The sequence below is a fragment of the Xanthobacter sp. ZOL 2024 genome, from assembly GCF_052932325.1.
Window position 1 is genome coordinate 3,549,070 of the sequence record NZ_CM128808.1, and the last position, 19,407, is coordinate 3,568,476.

Genomic DNA, 19,407 nt, shown 5'->3' on the forward strand with positions numbered 1-19,407 from the left:
ACCCTCAGTACGCATCAGCGTTGTCGACGTGGAAATTGTAGAGCTTGCGGGCGGAGCCGTAGCGCTTGAACTCGGAGAGATCGACGCTGCCGGGGGCAATGCCGGCCGCCTCCAGCTTGGCGGCGATGAGCGCCTTGTGCTCGTCCCGCAGTTCCTTCTCGATGCAGTCGGCACCCAGCGATTTCACGCCGCCGCGCACGAACAGCTTGGCCTCATAAAGGCTGTCGCCGAGCGCCTCGCCGGCCTCGCCGAACACGATGAGCGCGCCGGATTGGCCCATGAAGGCGCTCATGTGGCCCACCGAGCCCTTCACCACGATATCCACCCCCTTCATGGAGATGCCGCAGCGGGCGGAGGCGTTGCCGTCGATCACCAGCAGGCCGCCATGGGCGGTGGCGCCGGCGGACTGGCTGGCATCGCCGCACACATGGACGAAGCCGCTCATCATGTTCTCGGCGACGCCCTGGCCGGCATTGCCGCGGATGATCACCGAGGCGGCCTGGTTCATGCCGGCGCAGTAATAGCCCACGTTGCCCTCGATCTCGATGCTGATCGGCGCATCGACACCGGCGGCGATGGCATGCCGCCCTTCCGGGTTCAGCACCCGCCACAGGCGGGCATTGCTGCCGTCGGAGGCCTGATGCAGGGCCGCATTCAGCTCCCGCACCGAAGACGTGGCGAGATCGAAGGTGACCTCGGGGGCGATGGCGTTCAAGGCGGTGGCGTTCAAGGCTGCGGGGCTCACTGGGCGCGCTCCCAGAAATAGACGGTGGCGGGTTCGGGCTCGAACACCCGGGCGGTCTCGATGCCGGGCAGGTCCACGAGGGCGCGGTATTCGGAGCCGAACGCCACATAGCGATCGGTCTCGGCCATCACCGCCGGCTTGCAGGCGACCGGGTCGCGCAGCACGCCGAAGCCGTTCTCGGTGCCCACCACGAAGGTGTAGAAGCCATCGAGATCCTTCAGACCGGCTTCCAGCGCCTCGCCCAGGCTCGCGCCCTGCTTGAGCCGCCAGGTGAGATAGCCGGCCGCCACCTCGCTGTCGTTCTCGGTCTCGAAGCTGATGCCCTCGCGGGTCAGCGCGCGGCGCAAAGCGTTGTGGTTGGAGAGCGAGCCGTTGTGCACCAGGCACTGGTCGGCGCCGGTGGAGAAGGGATGGGCGCCGGCGGTGGTCACCGCGCTCTCGGTGGCCATGCGGGTGTGGCCGATGCCGTGGGTGCCGGACATCCTGGCGAGGCCAAAGGTGTCCGCCACCGTTGCCGGCAGGCCCACCTCCTTGAAGATTTCCATGCGCGCGCCGGTGCCCACCACGGTCACTTCCGGATGCTGGGCGGCGAGGAAGGCGCGCACTGCGGCCTCGCGCGCCGCCGGCACCTCGACAATGGCGTGGGTGGCGCGCTGGGTGAGCGCCGGCATGCCATCGGCGGGGATCGACAGGCCGGCGGCCAGGGCATTGAAATCATAGCCCTTGGCGGCGCGCAGCGAGAGCTTCACCTTGTCCTGCGCGCCGCTGCCGTAGACGGCGAACCCGGCGCTGTCCGGCCCGCGACCGGTCATCACGCAGAGCATGGACGCGAGCATGGTTCCGAGCTCTCCCTCGAGAGCGGGATCCTTCAAGAATATACCGACGATGCCGCACATGGCGCTGTCACTGGCTCCATTCCCGGGCCGCCGATGCGGCCTTGAGCTCAGTGGTACGCCGGATGCGCCATGTCGTCAATGTCGACGAATAAAAGTTTCCTAAAAAGAAAATGCGGCGACCGCAGGCTCAGTGACGGTCGCGGCCATAGACGATGATGGACAGGTAGCTCATGGGGGTGACGATGAGGTCCTCGGGGCCGTGGGAGGCGCCGGAATCGAACATCAGCGCATCGCCGGGGCGCAGGTGATAGGTGCGGTCGGCGTGGCGGTAGAGCACCTCGCCTGAGAGCATGTAGAGGAACTCCACCCCGGCGTGGCGAAAGCCGGTGTAGGGCGCGGCTTCCTCCGACAGGCTGATGAGATAGGGCTCGACCACGATGTCGCCGCCCAGGCCATGGCCGAGTAGCTGATACTGATGGCCCACCTTGGTGCCGCGTCGCTCGATGACCACCCCTTGATTCGCGCGCACGAACGAGCAGTCGCGCCGTTCCTCGAAGGCCGAGAACAGCGTGGTGATGGGCACGTTCAGCGCCTTGGAGATGGCCTGCAGGGTGGCGAGGGAGGGGGAAATCTGCCCGTTTTCGATCTTCGAGAGCATGCCGACGGAGATGCCGGCCGCCCCCGCGAGGTCGGAAACGGTGAGGTCCAGCTCACGGCGGATCGCCCGCACCTGGACCCCGAGCGCCTGTTCCAGGGTGGCGGCGGCAGCGGCGGGAGCGCCCGAACCGGTGGTGTAATCCGCGCTTTCGGCTGCGTCTTGGCCCCCACGGGGCTTGCGTTCCACCACGTCTGTCCCTTTCACGCTCATCTCGGCCGCATCTTCATGCGGCGGACACCTTGCCAGTTTCCGCAGAAGAAAACACCTCGAATCCCCGCCTTTCGCGCCCGGCTGGCCGCCGCCGCGCTGGCATGCGGCGAAGCTTGTCCACAGGCGCAGCGCCCATGAGCCCGTCACGGCGCCCATGGCACTGGACAGGGCCGCGAGGGGCCAGTATAGACACCCACCTCGCACCGGCGCTGCGGCGCCTCGCGAAGCCCAGGTAGCTCAGTTGGTAGAGCATGCGACTGAAAATCGCAGTGTCGGTGGTTCGATTCCGCCCCTGGGCACCATTGTGTCTAACGTGCTGATTTAAAAGACTTTATCGGATTTTGGACCCTGGTTGGCCCCTGGTGGTACAGACAGGTGGTCCAATGGTGCTCGCTGCTTGCCGTCCGATGAAGCACCCCAAGACAGGGGTTTATCAGTTCCGCAAGGCCGTTCCGCTCGCCCTTCGCTCCCTCATTGGCAAGACCGAGGTGAAGCGCTCTCTGCACACAAAAGACCCAACGTTAGCTCGCCAGCTTCATGCCGAGGTGGCTGCGGAGGTTGATCGGGAATGGGCCGAAGCGCAGGCCGCTGGCTCAGGCCATGGGGTGAGCGCTGGCCAGACAATGTGCGACTCACAGGGTGTGCAGCGGAGCGAACTCCTTCTTGAGGCCTTTGCTGTCCCTCCGGTGAGCCACGGGCCTGAGAAGGAGCTTGCTGCGCAACGCAGAAGGCCTGGCAGTCTGCCCACCCTGACAAAGCCGATTGAGCCGAAGGCCTCCTTGCCATCATGCAGGAAAGCCGAATCGCTGAAGGGGCTGGTTGAGGGCTGGTGGACAGAGGCCAAGGCGCTTGGTCGCAAGCCGAGCACCTATGAGAGCTACAGCGCCACCACGGCTGCGTTCGTCGCCTTCCTTGGGCATGACGATGCAAACCGGGTGACGCCTGAGGATGTGATCCGCTTCAAGGATCATCGCTTAGCCTCGGTGAACCCCAGGACAGGCAAGCCCATCTCTCCCAAGGCGGTGAAGGACAGTGACCTTGCAGGGCTGAGAGCCGTGTTTGATTGGGCTGTCATCAACAGGAAGATGGGGATTAATCCAGCCAAGGGCATCACCTTGAAGCTGGGCAAGGTGGCACGCAAACGGGCATCCAAGGGCCTGACAGATGCTGAGGCTCAGACTCTCCTTCATCATGCCTGGGCTTATCAAAGGGGAGCCGCTGAACATCCGAAGACAGCCGCTGCCAAACGGTGGGCACCATGGCTATGCGCTTACACAGGGGCACGGGTAGGGGAGATCGTCCAACTTCCACGGCAGGACATCCGGCTTGAGGAGGGGGTATGGATCATCACCATCACCCCTGAGGCTGGCACGGTAAAGACCAATGAAGCCCGTGAGGTGCCCTTGCGTGACCATCTGATTGAGATGGGCTTTCCCGAGTTTGTCCGGTCTTCATCGGAAGGACACCTGTTCCTCAATGTCCCTGTTGTCACCACGGAAGAGCGGGTGACTGGCCAGCGAAGGACGGTGAAGAACCGGGTGACAGAGTTTGCTCGGGAGGTGGTCAAGGACCCCAACGTTCAGCCAAACCATGGGTGGCGACACAGGTTCAAGACCATCGCTCGCAACGTTGGGATGGACCCTGGCGTGAGAGATGCCATCCAAGGGCATGACAGCGGCTCAGTGGCTGAGAGCTACGGTGACGTGACCGTTGACGCCAAGGTTGCAGCCATTGCTAAGCTACCGCGATTCGATGTGTAAGAGCGAGTATCAATTATCCGCCATTAACGGATTTAATGTAGTTCCATATACCATTTTTCACTTTATCACTTTTCGCTTGATTGAGCTTGACCATCAGATCACTCATCCGTTCTGGAGAAATTTGTGTAGAATTAAATGATATATCTATATTGAAAACGCATACTCCATCCGATATTGTGGTTGTCTTTCTAGCGTTGACAGCAAAGCCAGATATCTCAATTGCTGCCAATAGCTGTGAGGCTGCGCGATCTAATATCTCCGGCGAGTCGGTGTGTGATAGAACGATATCGTCAACATAGACAGTTGTGACTACGCCAAGTCTATGAATTGCTCTCAATGCGTTGCCTATTGCAGACTTGTCCATAACGAGGGCTGCTATAATGGGTGATTGGACAAAGCCAAATGGAAGGCTCAGCGTAGTCTGATCTGGCTTTTTTACCACGCAATCTCGTGCAATATCGAACGAGTCTCGGGCTGAAAAGCCAATTCCCCTTAGGGCGCGGGAGATTTTTGTGCGAGTGATGCTGTCAAAAAATCTTTCAATATCTATCTTTATAAAGTGCTTGCTGTTCGCGTGGGTCTTTGCTGCGCGGACATGCCCGCCTTTTTTGTAGTTATAAAAGTACGTCGGTGGCCGCCAGTGCTTAAGCACCCACTTTGTGATGTCTCTTCCTAGATCTCGGGTTTCCGAAGTTGGCACAAATACCCATGTGCCCGGCTTAAGTAAGAACTTGTGCGTGTAGTTTGCGGGCATTGTAGTTGATGGCCTCGCCCAGCAACTTCCATACATAATAAACCAACTTCGCAAGCGAAGCGATTATCGGTATGTAGCGCCGAACGAGGCGAAGAAATGCGTTTTTATGCATGACTTCGCTCCTCACACTAGCTTCCGGCTGCCTTGCGCATTTGCGCGACCATCAACCAAGGTACAATTAATACTCAATGCATATAGTGTCCCATATGGCAAAGCGTACATTGTTCCATCATGCCACTCCGTAGAGTCGCTCAGTGTTCGGAGCCTAACGCCGAAAGCGAGGTCAGTCTAATCGATCAACCTAGGCGATCAAGCCTCCAGGCTAAGCCGGCTCAAAATTTCCTGCAAAAATCTGTCAGCCCATACGCATATATGACCTCACACGGTTCCCCTCGTGGGGGTGCCCAGGCCTGACAATCGCTAGGCAGGGGTGGGGCCGTGGTCTGACGTGGCTCCTCAGGTTTGGCCCTGGTGCTCCAACATGAAGCCGTCCAGCTCGATCAACCTGCCTGCACCGTCACGGCGACGCTCGGGGCGGCTGAAGTCTCCTTCTCCCTCCGCACTCGCGACCCTCACGTCGCCAAGGCCCGCACGGGCATCGCCGAAACGCACTTTCAAAGGCTCTTCAACAGCCTGCGGGATGGCCCGTCCCGACTCACGCGCAAGCAGGTCGTGACGGTGTCTGGGGATTGGTATCGGGGCTTTGTCGCGACCCTTGAGGATGATCCAGGGGAAGCCCTGGTGCTGAAACAGCTTCAGGAGGCGTGCGCTACCCCTGACCTGGGAGAGCCTGACGGCTGCTTGTCGGTGTTCTGGAAGATTGAACCGCCCCGGGTTTGCCGGAGGCTGTTTCGTGTGAGTCACGCCGCTCGTTTCTGCTCGTCGAGCAGGGCGGCGAGCAGTGTGAGGAGGATGCTCGCACCGGGGGAGATCCCGAAATAGACGGAGAGCACGGCCACCAAGCCAACACAGGCGAGGACGACGGCGAGGAGCAGCACGGCGAATTTCGGTGGATCCAGGAGAGTGGCGACCGTGTCGAACACGCCGATGAAATAGGGCATGACATTGGGGCGGTCCGGCTGGTCCGGATCGGCTGAGCCATGTTCGGCGCGGAAGCGGGCGGCGAGCTGCTCACGGGTATTCAGGAGGAAGAGCTGGCGGGGAGTGGCTTTCGGCTTCGGGCGGGAGGTGGTGAATTGATAGACCTGCTTCACGGCCTGGGTGGCGAGCTTTCGGGATCCGTAGCCATCGAGCGGCAGCGGGCTTCCGTCGGGCATGCGGGTGGGGATGCCGCACCAGCGGATGACGCCGGACAGGCAGCGCACGGTGTAGGCCCCGCGGCTGAAGCCGAAGAGGAAGATGCGGTCGCCGGGCTGCCACATGCGGATGAGAGCGGCGTAGCAATCGATGATGTTGGCGGTGATGCCGAAGCCTGTCGCCTTGCTGATGAGGGTATAGGGCCCTCGCAGGATGCCGCGGTAGGGGCCATCACCATCCAGCGCCGAGCCGAGGCCGGGATCGTAGAAGGCGGTCTGATCTTTCGGGTCGATGATGGAATCCGGGCCGCAGCGCGTGGCGCGGTAGAGCTTGTAGATATTCGAGCGGCGCTCGTCGAAGGTGATGCCGCCGGCTTGCGCGGTGCCATCCGAAAAAATGACGATATTGCGTCCCATGGCTCCCCTCCTGGACGCCGCAAGTGTAGCTGTGATTTCGGCAAGTACAACTAAATGGTGTGATAGTGTATGCCTGCCTCACGCCACTGTGCTGCCCTTATCGAGAGCGTGGGGGTATAGGTCTTCGCGGGCGCAAGCGCCGCTCTCAGGTGCGGCATCGCAAGCGCTGCATCGGAGCTGCCGGCCCGCGCGGCATGGGTTCACCAACGGTAGAGGCGGATGACTGTCTTCTTTCCCATCTCACGGATCGCCCGGCCCGTCCTGTGGTCGGTTCTTTGCGCCACGCTTTTCGTCGCTGCCGTTGCGCCAGGCGGCAGCCAGGCCCTGGCCCAGACGCGGGTGCCCAGCTCTGCCGCGGAGGTGAAGCTCTCGTTCGCGCCCATCGTCGCGCGCTCGGCGCCAGCCGTGGTGAACGTCTATGCGATGAAGACCGCGCGGGCGGTGAATCCGTTCTTTGAGGACCCCTTCTTCCGCCGCTTCTTCGGTGGGCCGGGGCGCGGCGGTCCGGGCCTCGGGGCGCCCGAGCGAGTGCAGCGGTCCCTCGGCTCCGGCGTGATTGTCGATCCCTCCGGAATCGTGGTGACCAATTATCACGTGATCGAGGGGGCCGATGAAATCCGCATCGCCCTCAACGACAAGCGCGAGTTCGAGGCGCAGGTGCTGCTGCGCGATCAGCGCACGGATCTCGCTATTCTGAAGCTGAAGACGGAAGCTCAGGAGACCTTCGCGTCGCTGCCCATGGGCAATTCCGACGAATTGGCGGTGGGCGATCTGGTGCTCGCCATCGGCGATCCGTTCGGCGTCGGCCAGACCGTCACCCAGGGCATCGTTTCCGCACTGGCGCGCACCCAGGTCGGGGTGTCGGACTATCAGTTCTTCATTCAGACCGATGCGGCCATCAATCCGGGTAATTCCGGCGGCGCGCTGGTGGACATGGCCGGCCATCTGGTGGGCATCAACAGCGCCATCTATTCGCGCACCGGTGGGTCGCTGGGCATCGGCTTCGCCATTCCCGTGAACATGGTGCGGGTGGTGGTGGAACAGGCCAGGTCCGGTGGAACCGCTGTGCGGCGGCCCTGGCTCGGCGCGCGGCTGCAGCGCGTCACGCCCGACATCGCCGATGGCCTCGGCCTGGCACGCCCCACCGGAGCGCTGGTGCGGGAGGTCACGCCCGGCAGCCCGGCCGCCAAGGCCGGGCTGAAATCCGGCGATCTTATCGTCGCGGTCGAAGGGCAGGGGGTGGAAGACCCAGAATCGCTGAATTACCGGCTGGCGACCCGCCCCATCGGCAGCCGGGCGGCCCTGGGCCTGAACCGCTCGGGCAAGACGGAAAGTGTCGTGGTGGTGCTGGAAAGCGCGCCGGAGGTGCCGGCCCGCGAGGCTCTGGAGCTGCGCTCGCGCTCGCCGTTCAGCGGGGCCACCATCGTCAATCTTTCGCCGGCCGTGGCCGAGGAACTGAGGGTGGACGATGGTGCCAAGGGCGTGGTGATCTTTGATGTGGCCGAAGGCAGCCCGGCCGCTATGGCCGGTTTCAAGGCCGGTGACGTGGTGGCTGAGGTGAATGGTCAGAAGATCGTGCGCACGGCGGATCTCGCTGAGGTCTCCCGTGCGCCCATGCGGGCGTGGCAGGTGACGGTGGTGCGGAACGGCCGACTCATCACCGCCCTGCTACCCGGTTGAGGCCGGCCCATGTCGGATCTGTTCGAGGCCGCTGGCCTCAGTGAGAGCGCTCCCCGCCCCTTGGCGGATCGGCTGCGCCCCACCACCCTCGCGGAGGTGGTCGGGCAGGACCATCTGGTGGGCCCCGACGGCGTGCTGACACGCATGCTGGAAGCCCGCTCGCTCGGCTCCCTCATCCTGTGGGGGCCGCCGGGCACCGGCAAGACTACGGTGGCGCGGCTGCTGGCCAATGCCACCGATCTGCATTTCGAGCAGATCTCCGCCATCTTCTCCGGCGTCGCCGATCTGAAGAAGGTGTTCGAGCACGCGCGGGCGCGCCGGCGCATCGGCCAGGCGACTCTGCTGTTCGTGGATGAGATCCATCGCTTCAACCGCGCCCAGCAGGACAGCTTCCTGCCGGTGATGGAGGATGGCACCGTCACGCTGGTGGGGGCCACCACCGAGAATCCGTCGTTCGAGCTCAACGCCGCGCTGCTGTCGCGGGCGCGGGTGCTGGTGTTTCGCGCCCTGGATGCGGACGCCATTGGCCGGCTTTTGGCGCGGGCGGAAGAGGTGCAGGGCAAGCCCCTGCCGCTCACGGAGGAGGCCCGGCTGGCGCTGGTGAACATGGCGGACGGCGACGGCCGCGCCTCCCTGACCCTGGCGGAAGAGGTCTGGCGGGCGGCGCGGCCCGGGGAAGAGTTCGACGTGGCCGCGCTGGCCGATGTGGTGCAGCGCCGGGCGCCCATCTATGACAAGAGCGAGGACGGGCATTACAACCTCATCTCCGCCTTGCACAAATCGGTGCGGGGCTCGGATCCGGACGCGGCGCTCTACTATCTCGCCCGCATGCTGGATGCCGGGGAGAGCCCGCTGTTTCTCGCCCGCCGTATCGTCCGCATGGCGGTGGAGGACATCGGCAATGCCGATCCGCAGGCGCTGGTGGTGGCCAGCGCCGCCAAGGACGCCTTCGATTTTCTCGGCTCTCCCGAAGGCGAGCTGGCCCTGGCGCAGGCGGTTGTCTATGTGGCGACCGCGCCCAAGTCCAACGCCGTCTACACCGCCTTCAAGGCCGCGCGGCGGCTGGCCGAGGCGGGGGGATCGCTGATGCCGCCCAAGCACATTCTCAATGCCCCCACCAAGCTCATGAAGACCGTGGGCTATGGTGACGGCTACCGCTACGATCACGACGAGCCGGATGCCTTTTCGGGCCAGAACTACTTCCCCGAAGCGCTGGGGCGGCAGAGCCTTTATCACCCGGTGGAGCGGGGCTTCGAGCGCGAGATCAAAAAACGCATGGAGTATTGGGCGCGGCTGCGGGCCGAGCGCGGCGAAAGCTGAGGCGGTTCAGTCGCGGCGGTCCGCGCCAGCACCTTTGCCGCGGCGGGCGAGAACGATGATGCCGGCCAGGATCAGCACGAACGCCGGCGGCAGCAGCAGCGGCACCGTTTCGCCCAGGAAGGCCACCGCGAGGGTCTTGCCGGTGCCGGCGGCGATCCAGCCGATCTGGCTGAGGCCCACCGGGCCGCTCAGCTTCTGCAGAATGAAATAAAGCGCGTAGGTGGCCGCGACCACCAGGGTCTGTGCCGCCAGCAGTGCAATCTCGACCGGTGCTTCCGGCAGCTGGAGCGGCACACCGGTGGCCACCGCGACCGTTCCGGAAATCAGCGCCGCCGCCAGAAGCATCAGGGGCGCCAGCAGGCGCGGGCTGGCGAGGCCCGGCCAGTCCACCGTGCGATAGATGTTGCCGGCCGACACCACCAGCGGCGCCGCCAGCGCGAGCCCGATCCAGAGCCACCCCCCATCGTCGCTGCGCGTGCCGGACAGCGCGAGGAATACCGCGCCCACGAGGCCGAGCGCCATTCCCAGCACGCCCCTTGTGGTCAGTCGGTCCATGCGCAGCGGCACGGCCATGGCATAGGTGACGAGGGGCGGGAAGGCGAGGCAGAGCGCCACGAAGCCTGCGCCCACATGGGGAATCGCGGCGAACGACAGCAGGTTCGGCAGCGCGAAGCTCAGCAGGCCCGAGAGCAGGGCGTAGCGCAGGAGGTGCGGCGACAGGCGCGGCCGCTCGCCGGCGGCCAGGGCGAGAACAGACAACAGCACGCCGCTGGTCAGCGCAGACCAGAAGAGGAAGGCGAACGGGGCCCAGCCCTGCCGGATGGCGCTGCCGGCCACGAAGGTGGTGAGACCGAGCAGGGCGCCTGTGGCCAGCAGACACAGCAGCGGCAAGAGCGTCTCGCGCCGGGCCATGGAAGCTGTTGCGTCGGTCGTCATGGGGCCTCCGAGCCGCGTCTTAGCGGATAGATCCAATAAGGGAAGGGAGCGTTCGGGGGGCGGACGCGGGCGAGCCTCCGATGCCGCGTTCGTTGCCAAGGCGGCGAGAGACAGCTAATATCTCAATATCAAGTATCTTTATGTCAAGATAAATCATGAGAGATGACGCTCATCCGGATCGCGCGGCGCTCGCGGCAGCTCAATGGCGGCGGGAGCGGCCGGACCTCGATCCCTTTCCCATGGAGGTGCTGGGGCGACTGGCCGAGCTGGCGCACGTGGTGGCGCGCGACCAGCTGCTGCCGGTCTTCGCGCGCTTCGGCCTGCAGCATGGGGATTTCGATGTGCTGGCGACCTTGCGCCGCGCGGGGGCGCCCTTTGCGCTCACCCCCACCGCGCTCTATGCGGCGACCATGGTCTCATCCGGCGGCATGACGGCGCGGCTGGACCGGCTGGAGCGTGCCGGCCTGATCATCCGCCGCAAGCACCCCACCGACCGGCGCGGGACGCTGGTGGAGCTGGCGGCGCCCGGTCGGACCATCATCGACGCGGTGCTGCCGGTCCATGTGGAGAACGAGCGGGCCATTCTCGAAGGGCTCAGTGCGGATGAACAGGCGCAGCTCAATGGGTTGCTGGCCAAGCTCCTGGCGCATCTTGAACGGCTAGGGCCTGCAGCGCCCCCGGCCTGAGGCTGCGGGAGACGCTCAGGGGAGGCGGCTCAGAGCTTGGGCAGGCCGGCCTCAAGGGGCACGGCAGGCGCATTCTTCACCTGTTTCAGCGTCAAGGCCGTCTTGACGTTGCGCACATTGGGGGTGGCGGTGATCTCCAGCACGAAATTCTGGAAGGTGCGCAGGTCCGGCGCCACGCAGAGCATCATGAAATCCACGTCGCCGGAGAGCATCCAGGCGCTGCGGACCAGGGGCCAATGGTCGATGCGTTCCTGAAAGGCGGCAAGATCGGTCTCCGCCTGGCTCACCAGATGCACCATGGCGAAGGCCATCAGGTCGTAGCCCAGGCGCTTCTCGTCGAGCAGCGCGCGATAGCCGTGGATGATCCCGTCATCCTCCAGCGCGCGGACGCGGCGCAGGCACGGAGGCGCGGAAATGCCGACCCGCCGGGACAGCTCCACATTGGTCATGCGCCCGTTGCGCTGCAGCTCGTCGAGGATTTTCCAGTCGACAGCATCGAGGCGGACGGTCAAGGCGGGCTCCCGGGGAACAGAGGCGACGCGGCGCGGCGCCCGCGCACCTTAGTTCGGGATTGCGGCAACGCAACGAAATAATCTTTCGTTGCCGGATCCCTGCACCGCCTATGACGAAAGGCGAATGTGCAGGCGCGCGGGCGCCTTGTCGCGGTGCGTGGGAGCCCCTACATTTGTGCATAGCTTACGCTGCGATGCGGGAGAGCTGCCCGGTGTGGGCGCTGCGCGCGATCCGCGGCGCGCATTTGCGGTTTCGAGGTCATAATGAGCGCCCAACATGTCAAGGTCGTCATCATCGGTTCGGGGCCGGCCGGCTATACGGCGGCGGTCTATGCCGCACGGGCCATGCTGCAGCCGGTTCTGTTCGAGGGCATCCAGCCCGGTGGCCAGCTGACCATCACCACAGAGGTCGAGAACTACCCCGGCTTTGCCGAGCCCATTCAGGGGCCCTGGCTGATGGAGCAGATGCGCGCCCAGGCCGAGCACGTGGGCACCACGATCATTGCCGATCATGTGGCGCAGCTCGATCTGTCGCAGCGCCCGTTCCGACTCAAGACCGAGTCGGGCACCGACTACACCGCCGACGTGGTGATTCTGGCCACCGGCGCCCAGGCCCGCTGGCTGGGGTTGCCGAGCGAGGAGACCTATCGGGGCTTCGGCGTTTCCGCCTGCGCGACCTGCGATGGCTTCTTCTATCGCGGCAAGGAGGTCGTGGTGGTCGGTGGCGGCAATACCGCCGTTGAGGAAGCGCTGTTCCTGACCAATTTCGCCGCCAAGGTGACCGTGGTGCACCGCCGCGACAGCTTCCGTGCTGAGCGCATCCTGCAGGATCGGCTGTTCGCCAATCCCAAGGTGGCGGTGGTGTGGAACGCGGAAGTGGCCGAAGTGAAAGGTGCGGACGAGCCGGCGCCGCACGTGACCGGCGTGGCGCTGCGCGACATCCGCACCGGTGAGATCCGCGAGCTGAAGGCCGACGGCTTCTTCGTGGCCATCGGCCATGCTCCGGCCACCGACCTGGTGGCCGGCCAGTTGCGCCTGAAGCCGTCCGGCTATGTCTGGACGGCGCCGGATTCCACCGCCACCTCGGTGCCGGGCGTGTTCGCCGCCGGCGACGTGGCCGACGACGTCTATCGCCAGGCGGTGACGGCGGCGGGCCGCGGCTGCATGGCGGCGCTGGAGGCGGAACGCTTCCTCGCACATACGGTGGCGGAAGCCGCGGAATGACGCGGCGCCGGCGGGTGGTCCATCCGCCGGGCCGAACTGTCCCCCTTTGAAGCCGGGACCGCCGAGCGCGCGCCCCGGCTTCTTCAACCGATGAAAGCCGCCCGCATCCCGCGCTCGAGGGGTGTCGCGCAGAACCCCCGGGGCCCCAATGGATTGGGACAAGCTGAAGGTTTTTCACGTCGCCGCCGAAGCCGGTTCCTTCACCCATGCGGGCGAAACGCTCGGATTGTCGCAGTCGGCCGTGAGTCGGCAGGTGTCGGCGCTGGAGGCGGAGCTGAAGGTTCCCCTGTTCCATCGCCACGCGCGCGGCCTCATCCTGACCGAGCAGGGCGAACTGCTCTATCGCACCGCCCATGACGTGTTCCTGAAGCTCGAATCGGCGCGGGCGCAGCTCAGCGACAGCCGCGAAAAGCCCAACGGGGAACTGCGCGTCACCACCACCATGGGCCTCGGCACCCATTGGCTCACCGCGCGGGTGGGTGAGTTCGTCGAGCTGTTTCCCGATATTCGCATCCAGCTCATCCTCACCGATGAGGAGCTGGATCTGGCCATGCGCGAGGCCGACGTCGCCATCCGCATGCGCCAGCCGGTGCAGCCGGATCTGGTGCAACGCAAGCTGTTCACGGTGCATTTTCATGCCTATGCGTCGGTGGACTATTTGAAGCGCCACGGCCAGCCCCGTTCCCTCGATGAGCTGGACAAGCACCGCATCCTGCTGCTGGGCGGGCCCATCCCATCCTATTTTCAGGGGCTCAACTGGCTGGAGCATGCCGGGCGCGAAGGCGCCTCGCCGCGGGTGCCCACGTTCGAGGTGAATAGCGTGCTGGGACTCAAGCGGGCGGTGGAGCGCGGCGTCGGGATCGGCACCTTGCCGGACTATCTGACGGACGACGCCACCTCGCTGGTGCAGCTGTTCACCGATCGCGAGACGCCCAAGCTCGAGGCGTATTTCACCTATGCCCAGGAAATGCGCTCCGTGGCGCGCATTCAGGTGTTCCGCGACTTCCTGATCTCCAAGGCACAGCGCTGGAACTATTGATCTTTGACGGGCGTGTGTCGCCCCATGTAGAGGTCTGGGGATGAGCCCTTGGGCAAATGCATGCCTGATATGCCTGCTCTGCCGCCATTCGGCGTTGCAATCTGCCTAAGGAGCGTGCATGTTGCACAAGCGCTGATCGCATCGTGATTGATGCTTCAGCTGTTCCCCTCTGGAAGGTTCGCCGCTCTGCGGCGATACTTGCCGGGTCCTTCGTGGACCCGGCATTTTTCTTTTATGGGGCTGCCGATGCGCTTCTCGTGCCCTGTGTCGAATGGGGCGGTGCGCAGATCGCCGGTAGGCGATATAAGCGGAAGCTCCACCTTTCGTTGTCTCTAGATGACTCGTCCTGATGGGGGATGCCATGGCAATTCTGAAGCGCGGACTGGCCGGTGAGCCGGTGAAGATCCTGCAGGCCAAGCTCGGCGTGGTGGCCGATGGCCAGTTCGGCCCGGCCACCGAAGAGGCCCTGAAGGCCTATCAGAAGGCGCACGGGCTGTCGGTGGACGGCATCGCCGGGCCCGATACCTTCCTGGCACTGGAGCTGCCGGAGCTCATTCTGCTGACGGTGGGGTCCAAGGGCGACGCGGTCAAGAAGCTGCAGGAGGCGCTCAACATCGCCGCCGACGGCAAGTTCGGCGAGGGCACGGCCAAGGCGGTGCGCGCCTTCCAGGAGCAGAATGGCCTGGATGCGGACGGCATGGCCGGTCCGGTGACCCTGGCCAAGATTCCCGCTTTCGCCGGCGTGGTGACGGTCGAGGCGGTCACCAAGTCCCAGTCCGGCCCGGAGACGGTGGCGCCCGGTGCGACGCCGGCCGCAGCGGAGATTTCCGCCGCGCCGAAGAAGAGCATCTGGCAGACCATCACCAGCTTCTTCTCCTGAGTGCCCGGGGCGGATGGCGACATCCGCCCCTCTCATTTCTGCCCGCTCGCGGGATTGCCGCCGCCGGGATGGCGGGTAAAGTCGAGCTGTTCGGGGACACCGATGCCGACTCGCCTCATGGATTGGATTGTGAAGCCTGCCCTCATCTGCGCCGGTCTGTCGGGCGCCGCGTCGCCGGCGATCGGCCTTGCCGCCGAAGTGCAGCGCGCGCGACCGGACAGCTTCGTGGATGTGAGCACCCTGGTGCCCGACGCGGTGCTCGATGTCCGCTATGCGGGCACGCACAATTTCGTTGGCACTCCAGTGGATGGATATGGCGCGGCGCGGTGCCTGTTGACCCGCCCCGCCGCCGAGGCGCTGGCCCAGGTGGCCGAGAGCGCGCGGGCGCAGGGCTATCGGGTGAAGCTGTTTGACTGCTACCGCCCGGCTCGCGCGGTGGCCCACTTCGCCCGCTGGGCGGCCGATCTCGCCGACACGCACACGAAGGGGGAGTATTACCCCGATCTGGACAAGGGCGACCTGTTCACCCTGGGCTATATCGCCGCCCGCTCCGGCCATTCGCGCGGCTCCACCCTGGATCTCACTTTAGTGGAGGCGGCCAGCGGCGCGGAGTTGGACATGGGCACGCCGTTCGATCTGTTCAGCGACCTGTCGTGGCCGGGATCGGATGCGGTGACCGAGGTGCAGAAGGCCAATCGGCAGCGGCTTGCGCAATTGATGAGCGGCCACGGTTTCCAGCCCTTCGACAAGGAGTGGTGGCACTTCACCCTGGCGAACGAGCTGTTTCCCGACACCTATTTTGATTTTCCGATCGACTAGCGAGCGCCGGGGGGCGGCCGGGTCATGGGCCGAGTGCGCCGCCCGTTACCGCATTGTCATGTGTGTGTAGCATCCAGACCGTAGGGGAGGGACCTTCTTCCATACGGATCCCCCCGATGCCCGCGCTCTGCTCCACCGCCAGCCGTCTGGTTCTCATTCTCCTGTGCGCCGGCACCAGCGCGCCGGCGTTTGCGGGCTCCTTCGTGGTGCCGCCGGCGAGTGGGCCGCAGAGCGTGGCAGGGTCGGATACGGGCGTGGTTGAGGCCGGGGCGACGCTGGATGGCGGCGCTGATGCGGCGATCACCTGGAACGGCGCCGCGACGGGTTCCGGTGTCACCATCATCAATGCCGGTTCAATCGTCTCCGAGGGGCGCGCCATTGACACCGCGTCCAGCGTCAGCGGGGCCTTCAGCCTGTCTAATGCGGGCACCATCGCGTCGGACGACGACGCCCTCCGCCTTAAGGGGGCCTTCGCGGATGGTCAGCTCACCGTCGACAACAGCGGCATCCTCTCATCCGCGAGCGGCCAGGCGCTCGACCTCGACAAGGCCACGGCCGCCAGTGCCGTGGTGGCGGTGACCAATTCGGGAACGATTTCGTCGGCGGGCAGCGATGCGGTGCGGATCGGGGGCGGCACCCTCTCCATCGTGAATTCCGGAATCATCACCACCACGGCCGATGGCAAGCGCGCCATCAAGATGGATACCGCGGCGAATTTCGAGACCCTGCAGAGCCTTGCCATCACCAACCTGGCCGGTGGCCTGATCTCGGGCACCGATGATGGCATCAAGATCTCGTCGCCGGACGGCAGCAGCGCGGCGCCGGTCATCGCGATCCGCAATGCCGGCACCATCCAATCGACGGTGGATGGTCAGGCCATTGATCTAGGCGGAATCGCCTCGAAGAACGCGCAGATCACCATCGTCAACGAGGCCGGCGGGCTCATCACCGCCGCAGCCGATGACGGCATCCAGGGCGCCAACGGCATGGTGGTGACAAACGCGGGCACCATCAGTTCCTCTTATGCGGACGGCACCGCCGATACCCAGAACAATTCGGCCATCAAGATCGATGGCGAGGATCTCGCCGGCGGCATGAGCGCCACCATCATCAACGAGGCCACGGGGGTAATCTCCGGCGCCTATCACGGCATCAAGGCCTCGGGTGCAGAAGATTTCCTCGATGTCACCAATGCCGGCACCATCGAAGGGCGCAACGGGTCGGGTGTGAATTCCAACGGCTCGGGTATCGTGGTGAATTACGGCACCATCACCGGCACTTACGATCCCGCAGCCAGCTTCGGTGACGGGGATGGCGTCGATTTCGACAATGCCGGCACCATCTACAATTACGGCACCATTTCCGGCCTCGGCTCCAAGGGCACCAAGGAGGGCGAGACCAACCCGAGCACCAGCGAAGGCATCGCCATTGGTGGCGGCACCATCGTCAACGGCAGCGCCTCCGTCACCACGGCGCTCATCTCCGGCGCCAATAACGGCATTCTCGCCGACGACAGCAACAGCGGTGACATCTATGCGGCCCTGTCGGTGACCAATTACGGCACCATCCGCGGTGACGATGGCTTCGGCATCAAGGTGGTGAATACGGCCGGCCTCTTCTCCACCACCATCGTCAATTACGGCATCATCTCGGGCACCACTTATGCCGTCGCCATGGGCGATGGCGACGACCTGTTCGTCTATGAGGCCGGCTCCTCCGTGGTCGGGGCCGTGCGCGGGGAAGGGGGCACCGATACGCTGCGGCTTGGCGAGGTGGACGGCAGTTTCGACCTCGCCCTGCTGGGAGAGAGCGCCACCTATCAGGGATTCGAGCGCCTCACGCTGGCCGCCGGATCGAGCTGGATCGTCTCCGGCGGCAGCGCGTTCACCGGCACCACCACGGTGGATCAGGCGACGCTGCTGCTGGCCGATGCGCAGCTCGCGGGCTCCAGCGTGGTGGTTTCCGGTGATCTGGCGGGCGGGGCTTTGGGCTATCTGCGCGGCACCGGCACCATCGGTGGCCTGAGTGTCGAGAGCGGCGGCGTGGTGGCGCCCGGCGCCGTCGGCGCGGCTGGGACCCTCGTCGTCGGCGGCGACGTGCGCTTCGCTGCCGGTTCCAGCTACCAGGTGAGCGCCTCCACCCTGGGCACGGTGGACCTCATCGCCGCCACCGGCACCGCGAGTGTGGATGCGGGCTCGAGCCTGGTGCTCTCCGCGGCACCGGGCAGTCTCACCTGGGGCACCCGCTATACGGTGCTCAGCGCCGATGGGGGTGTGAGCGGGAGCTTCGGCAGCCTGGAGAGCACCACCAGCTATCTGTTCCTCACCCCCACGATGGGGGCGGACGCCAACGACATTTATGTGGCGCTCGCTCGCAACGACGTCTCGCTCGCCAGCTATGCCACAACGGCGAACCAGCGGGCGGTGGCGCGGTCGCTGGACCGGTTCGGCGCGGGGGCGACTCCGGGGGCCTCGAGCCTCTATGACGCGGTGGTGGGGCAGGCCTCCGCGCCGGTGGTGCGCACCGCTTTCACCCAGCTGGCCGGCGACGTCCACGCCACGGTGCCCGGCGTCCTGTTCAACGAGAATACCCTGGTCAACGACACCCTGCTCGGGCGCCTGCGGCAGGCGGATTCTGCCGGGACCGGCGGTGCCGCAGCGGCCCTCGGCTTCGGTGGGCCGGTGAGCGCCTATGCCGATGCGGCGCCGCAGGCTGGTCCGTTCAACGCGCTGTCCACCCCGGCGCGGCCGTCGGGCCCGGTGCTGAATGCCTGGGCGCAGGGCTATGGCCAGTGGCTGAACGCCAGCTCGGGGCCCATGTCCGCGGACACCCATCTCGGCGGCGCGCTGGTGGGCCTTGATGCCACTTTCGGCGCCAGCGTGGTCGGCGCCGCGGTCGGCTATTCCTCCAGCTCCACCTCCACCGGCGGGGCATCCGCCGATGCGGACACGGTGCGGCTCGCGGTCTATGGCGGCACCGCGTTCGATGCCGTCAAGCTGCGCGCTGGCGCCGATATCGGGTGGAGCTCCATCTCCACCGCCCGCTATGTGGCACTCACCGGAGAACGGCCGCAGGCGGATTATGACGGCACCTCGGCCAATCTGTTCGGCGAGGTGGCCTATGCGGTCACCGCCGGACCGGTGGCGTTCGAGCCCTTCGCCGGTTTCGGCTGGAGCTATGTGGACCTGGACGGCTTCACTGAAACCGGCGCACCCGTGGCGGGGCTGACCGCGACGGGCACCAGCGCCAGCACCCCCTATTCCACCCTCGGCGTGCGTGCGGCCGGCCTGGTGTCGCTCGGAGGCTCCAGCCTCACGCCCCATGCGAGTGTCGGCTGGCGCCATGCGTTCGGTGATGTGGCGCCGGAGGCGACGCTCGTGTTCCTGTCCACGGGCACGGGCTTTTCCGCCGCCGGCGTGCCGGTGGCGACGGATAGCCTGGTGGTTGGCGCGGGTCTCGACATGACCCTCGCCAAGGGCGTCACCCTCGGCCTTGCTTATGACGGGGCGTTCGGGGATGGCGTGACCTCCAATGCCGGCCGCGGCGTGCTGCAGGTTCGGTTCTGAGCAGAGCCCGCCAGGCGAGGTCCGTGGGCGGCGCGGTCGCCCACGGACATGACGCCTGTTTCATTTTACCGGCGGATCAGGCCATGCTAGAGCCGGCTCGGCGCATCCG

17 protein-coding genes and 1 tRNA gene are annotated in these 19,407 nt (G+C 65.4%); 11 read left to right on the top strand and 7 right to left on the bottom strand.

What is annotated here, in order from left to right; all coding sequences use genetic code 11:
* Positions 1 to 4 precede the first annotated feature (4 nt).
* The 3 genes from ACU4E7_RS16150 to ACU4E7_RS16160 all read right to left on the bottom strand — a co-directional run bounded on the left by ACU4E7_RS16150 (position 5) and on the right by ACU4E7_RS16160 (position 2,449).
* Entirely contained in the window at positions 5 to 715 is a 711-nt protein-coding gene (locus tag ACU4E7_RS16150) for a protein glxC (protein ID WP_273546356.1), read from the bottom strand.
* A 26-nt stretch (positions 716 to 741) separates the two neighbouring features.
* Positions 742 to 1,641, bottom strand: a complete 900-nt coding sequence (locus ACU4E7_RS16155) for a class II glutamine amidotransferase (protein WP_238123045.1) — start codon at positions 1,639 to 1,641, stop codon at positions 742 to 744.
* Between the two features lie 127 nt (positions 1,642 to 1,768).
* On the bottom strand, positions 1,769 to 2,449 hold the full coding sequence (locus ACU4E7_RS16160) for a helix-turn-helix domain-containing protein (protein ID WP_447019446.1): 681 nt from the start codon (positions 2,447 to 2,449) through the stop codon (positions 1,769 to 1,771).
* Positions 2,450 to 2,675: 226 nt separating this feature from the next.
* Here ACU4E7_RS16160 and ACU4E7_RS16165 point away from each other — a divergent pair.
* Positions 2,676 to 2,751: transfer RNA gene (locus ACU4E7_RS16165), tRNA-Phe, on the top strand.
* 81 nt (positions 2,752 to 2,832) lie between these two features.
* Positions 2,833 to 4,209 carry a DUF6538 domain-containing protein gene (locus ACU4E7_RS16170; protein WP_447019447.1) on the top strand — a complete coding sequence of 459 codons (1,377 nt, stop codon included), beginning with the start codon at positions 2,833 to 2,835 and terminating at the stop codon, positions 4,207 to 4,209.
* A 13-nt stretch (positions 4,210 to 4,222) separates the two neighbouring features.
* Here ACU4E7_RS16170 and ACU4E7_RS16175 read toward each other — a convergent pair whose 3' ends face one another.
* Positions 4,223 to 4,999 (bottom strand): reverse transcriptase domain-containing protein, encoded by a 777-nt coding sequence (locus ACU4E7_RS16175; protein ID WP_447019448.1) that lies wholly within the window; start codon positions 4,997 to 4,999, stop codon positions 4,223 to 4,225.
* A gap of 435 nt (positions 5,000 to 5,434) precedes the next feature.
* On the opposite strand from ACU4E7_RS16175, the gene ACU4E7_RS16180 reads away from it, so the two are divergent.
* Complete coding sequence (locus ACU4E7_RS16180) at positions 5,435 to 5,905, top strand: DUF6538 domain-containing protein (RefSeq protein ID WP_447021651.1); 471 nt, start codon at positions 5,435 to 5,437, stop codon at positions 5,903 to 5,905.
* Here ACU4E7_RS16180 and ACU4E7_RS16185 read toward each other — a convergent pair.
* Positions 5,824 to 6,636: a phospholipase effector Tle1 domain-containing protein gene (locus ACU4E7_RS16185; protein ID WP_447019449.1), complete on the bottom strand. Its 813-nt coding sequence runs from the start codon at positions 6,634 to 6,636 to the stop codon at positions 5,824 to 5,826. The genes ACU4E7_RS16180 and ACU4E7_RS16185 overlap by 82 nt on opposite strands.
* 219 nt (positions 6,637 to 6,855) lie before the next feature.
* Here ACU4E7_RS16185 and ACU4E7_RS16190 point away from each other — a divergent pair, with 219 nt between their 5' ends.
* The gene (locus ACU4E7_RS16190) at positions 6,856 to 8,316 is read left to right on the top strand and encodes a DegQ family serine endoprotease (RefSeq protein ID WP_447019450.1); all 1,461 of its coding nucleotides are present in this window, start codon (positions 6,856 to 6,858) and stop codon (positions 8,314 to 8,316) included.
* A 9-nt stretch (positions 8,317 to 8,325) separates the two neighbouring features.
* Positions 8,326 to 9,636, top strand: a complete 1,311-nt coding sequence (locus ACU4E7_RS16195) for a replication-associated recombination protein A (RefSeq protein ID WP_238121358.1) — start codon at positions 8,326 to 8,328, stop codon at positions 9,634 to 9,636.
* Positions 9,637 to 9,642: 6 nt separating this feature from the next.
* On the opposite strand, the gene ACU4E7_RS16200 is transcribed toward ACU4E7_RS16195, so the two are convergent.
* A complete protein-coding gene (locus tag ACU4E7_RS16200) occupies positions 9,643 to 10,572 on the bottom strand; it encodes a DMT family transporter (protein ID WP_447019451.1) in 930 nt (309 codons plus the stop codon).
* 155 nt (positions 10,573 to 10,727) lie between these two features.
* Between ACU4E7_RS16200 and ACU4E7_RS16205 the strand changes: the two genes are divergently transcribed.
* On the top strand, positions 10,728 to 11,258 hold the full coding sequence (locus ACU4E7_RS16205) for a MarR family winged helix-turn-helix transcriptional regulator (RefSeq protein ID WP_447019452.1): 531 nt from the start codon (positions 10,728 to 10,730) through the stop codon (positions 11,256 to 11,258).
* Between the two features lie 29 nt (positions 11,259 to 11,287).
* Here the strand turns inward: ACU4E7_RS16205 and ACU4E7_RS16210 are convergent, their stop codons facing one another.
* Complete coding sequence (locus ACU4E7_RS16210) at positions 11,288 to 11,770, bottom strand: Lrp/AsnC family transcriptional regulator (protein ID WP_238121361.1); 483 nt, start codon at positions 11,768 to 11,770, stop codon at positions 11,288 to 11,290.
* 264 nt (positions 11,771 to 12,034) lie between these two features.
* Between ACU4E7_RS16210 and trxB the strand changes: the two genes are divergently transcribed.
* The 5 genes from trxB to ACU4E7_RS16235 all read left to right on the top strand — a co-directional run bounded on the left by trxB (position 12,035) and on the right by ACU4E7_RS16235 (position 19,298).
* Entirely contained in the window at positions 12,035 to 12,994 is a 960-nt protein-coding gene (gene trxB / locus ACU4E7_RS16215) for a thioredoxin-disulfide reductase (RefSeq protein WP_447019453.1), read from the top strand.
* Positions 12,995 to 13,142: 148 nt separating this feature from the next.
* Entirely contained in the window at positions 13,143 to 14,033 is an 891-nt protein-coding gene (locus tag ACU4E7_RS16220; protein ID WP_447019454.1) for a LysR family transcriptional regulator, read from the top strand.
* Positions 14,034 to 14,394: 361 nt separating this feature from the next.
* Positions 14,395 to 14,913, top strand: a complete 519-nt coding sequence (locus tag ACU4E7_RS16225; protein ID WP_447019455.1) for a peptidoglycan-binding domain-containing protein — start codon at positions 14,395 to 14,397, stop codon at positions 14,911 to 14,913.
* A gap of 102 nt (positions 14,914 to 15,015) precedes the next feature.
* Positions 15,016 to 15,732, top strand: a complete 717-nt coding sequence (locus ACU4E7_RS16230) for a M15 family metallopeptidase (protein ID WP_447019456.1) — start codon at positions 15,016 to 15,018, stop codon at positions 15,730 to 15,732.
* A 116-nt stretch (positions 15,733 to 15,848) separates the two neighbouring features.
* Positions 15,849 to 19,298: an autotransporter domain-containing protein gene (locus ACU4E7_RS16235; RefSeq protein WP_447019457.1), complete on the top strand. Its 3,450-nt coding sequence runs from the start codon at positions 15,849 to 15,851 to the stop codon at positions 19,296 to 19,298.
* The last annotated feature ends 109 nt before the right edge of the window (positions 19,299 to 19,407 follow it).

Coding starts and splice junctions, on each gene's coding strand:
- ACU4E7_RS16155 (WP_238123045.1), bottom strand. CDS start 1,641: ATGTGCGGCATCGTCGGTATATTCTTGAAGGATCCCGCTCTCGAGGGA.
- ACU4E7_RS16160 (WP_447019446.1), bottom strand. CDS start 2,449: ATGAGCGTGAAAGGGACAGACGTGGTGGAACGCAAGCCCCGTGGGGGC.
- ACU4E7_RS16170 (WP_447019447.1), top strand. CDS start 2,833: ATGGTGCTCGCTGCTTGCCGTCCGATGAAGCACCCCAAGACAGGGGTT.
- ACU4E7_RS16175 (WP_447019448.1), bottom strand. CDS start 4,999: ATGTATGGAAGTTGCTGGGCGAGGCCATCAACTACAATGCCCGCAAAC.
- ACU4E7_RS16185 (WP_447019449.1), bottom strand. CDS start 6,636: ATGGGACGCAATATCGTCATTTTTTCGGATGGCACCGCGCAAGCCGGC.
- ACU4E7_RS16190 (WP_447019450.1), top strand. CDS start 6,856: ATGACTGTCTTCTTTCCCATCTCACGGATCGCCCGGCCCGTCCTGTGG.
- ACU4E7_RS16195 (WP_238121358.1), top strand. CDS start 8,326: ATGTCGGATCTGTTCGAGGCCGCTGGCCTCAGTGAGAGCGCTCCCCGC.
- ACU4E7_RS16200 (WP_447019451.1), bottom strand. CDS start 10,572: ATGACGACCGACGCAACAGCTTCCATGGCCCGGCGCGAGACGCTCTTG.
- ACU4E7_RS16205 (WP_447019452.1), top strand. CDS start 10,728: ATGAGAGATGACGCTCATCCGGATCGCGCGGCGCTCGCGGCAGCTCAA.
- trxB (WP_447019453.1), top strand. CDS start 12,035: ATGAGCGCCCAACATGTCAAGGTCGTCATCATCGGTTCGGGGCCGGCC.
- ACU4E7_RS16220 (WP_447019454.1), top strand. CDS start 13,143: ATGGATTGGGACAAGCTGAAGGTTTTTCACGTCGCCGCCGAAGCCGGT.
- ACU4E7_RS16225 (WP_447019455.1), top strand. CDS start 14,395: ATGGCAATTCTGAAGCGCGGACTGGCCGGTGAGCCGGTGAAGATCCTG.
- ACU4E7_RS16230 (WP_447019456.1), top strand. CDS start 15,016: ATGCCGACTCGCCTCATGGATTGGATTGTGAAGCCTGCCCTCATCTGC.
- ACU4E7_RS16235 (WP_447019457.1), top strand. CDS start 15,849: ATGCCCGCGCTCTGCTCCACCGCCAGCCGTCTGGTTCTCATTCTCCTG.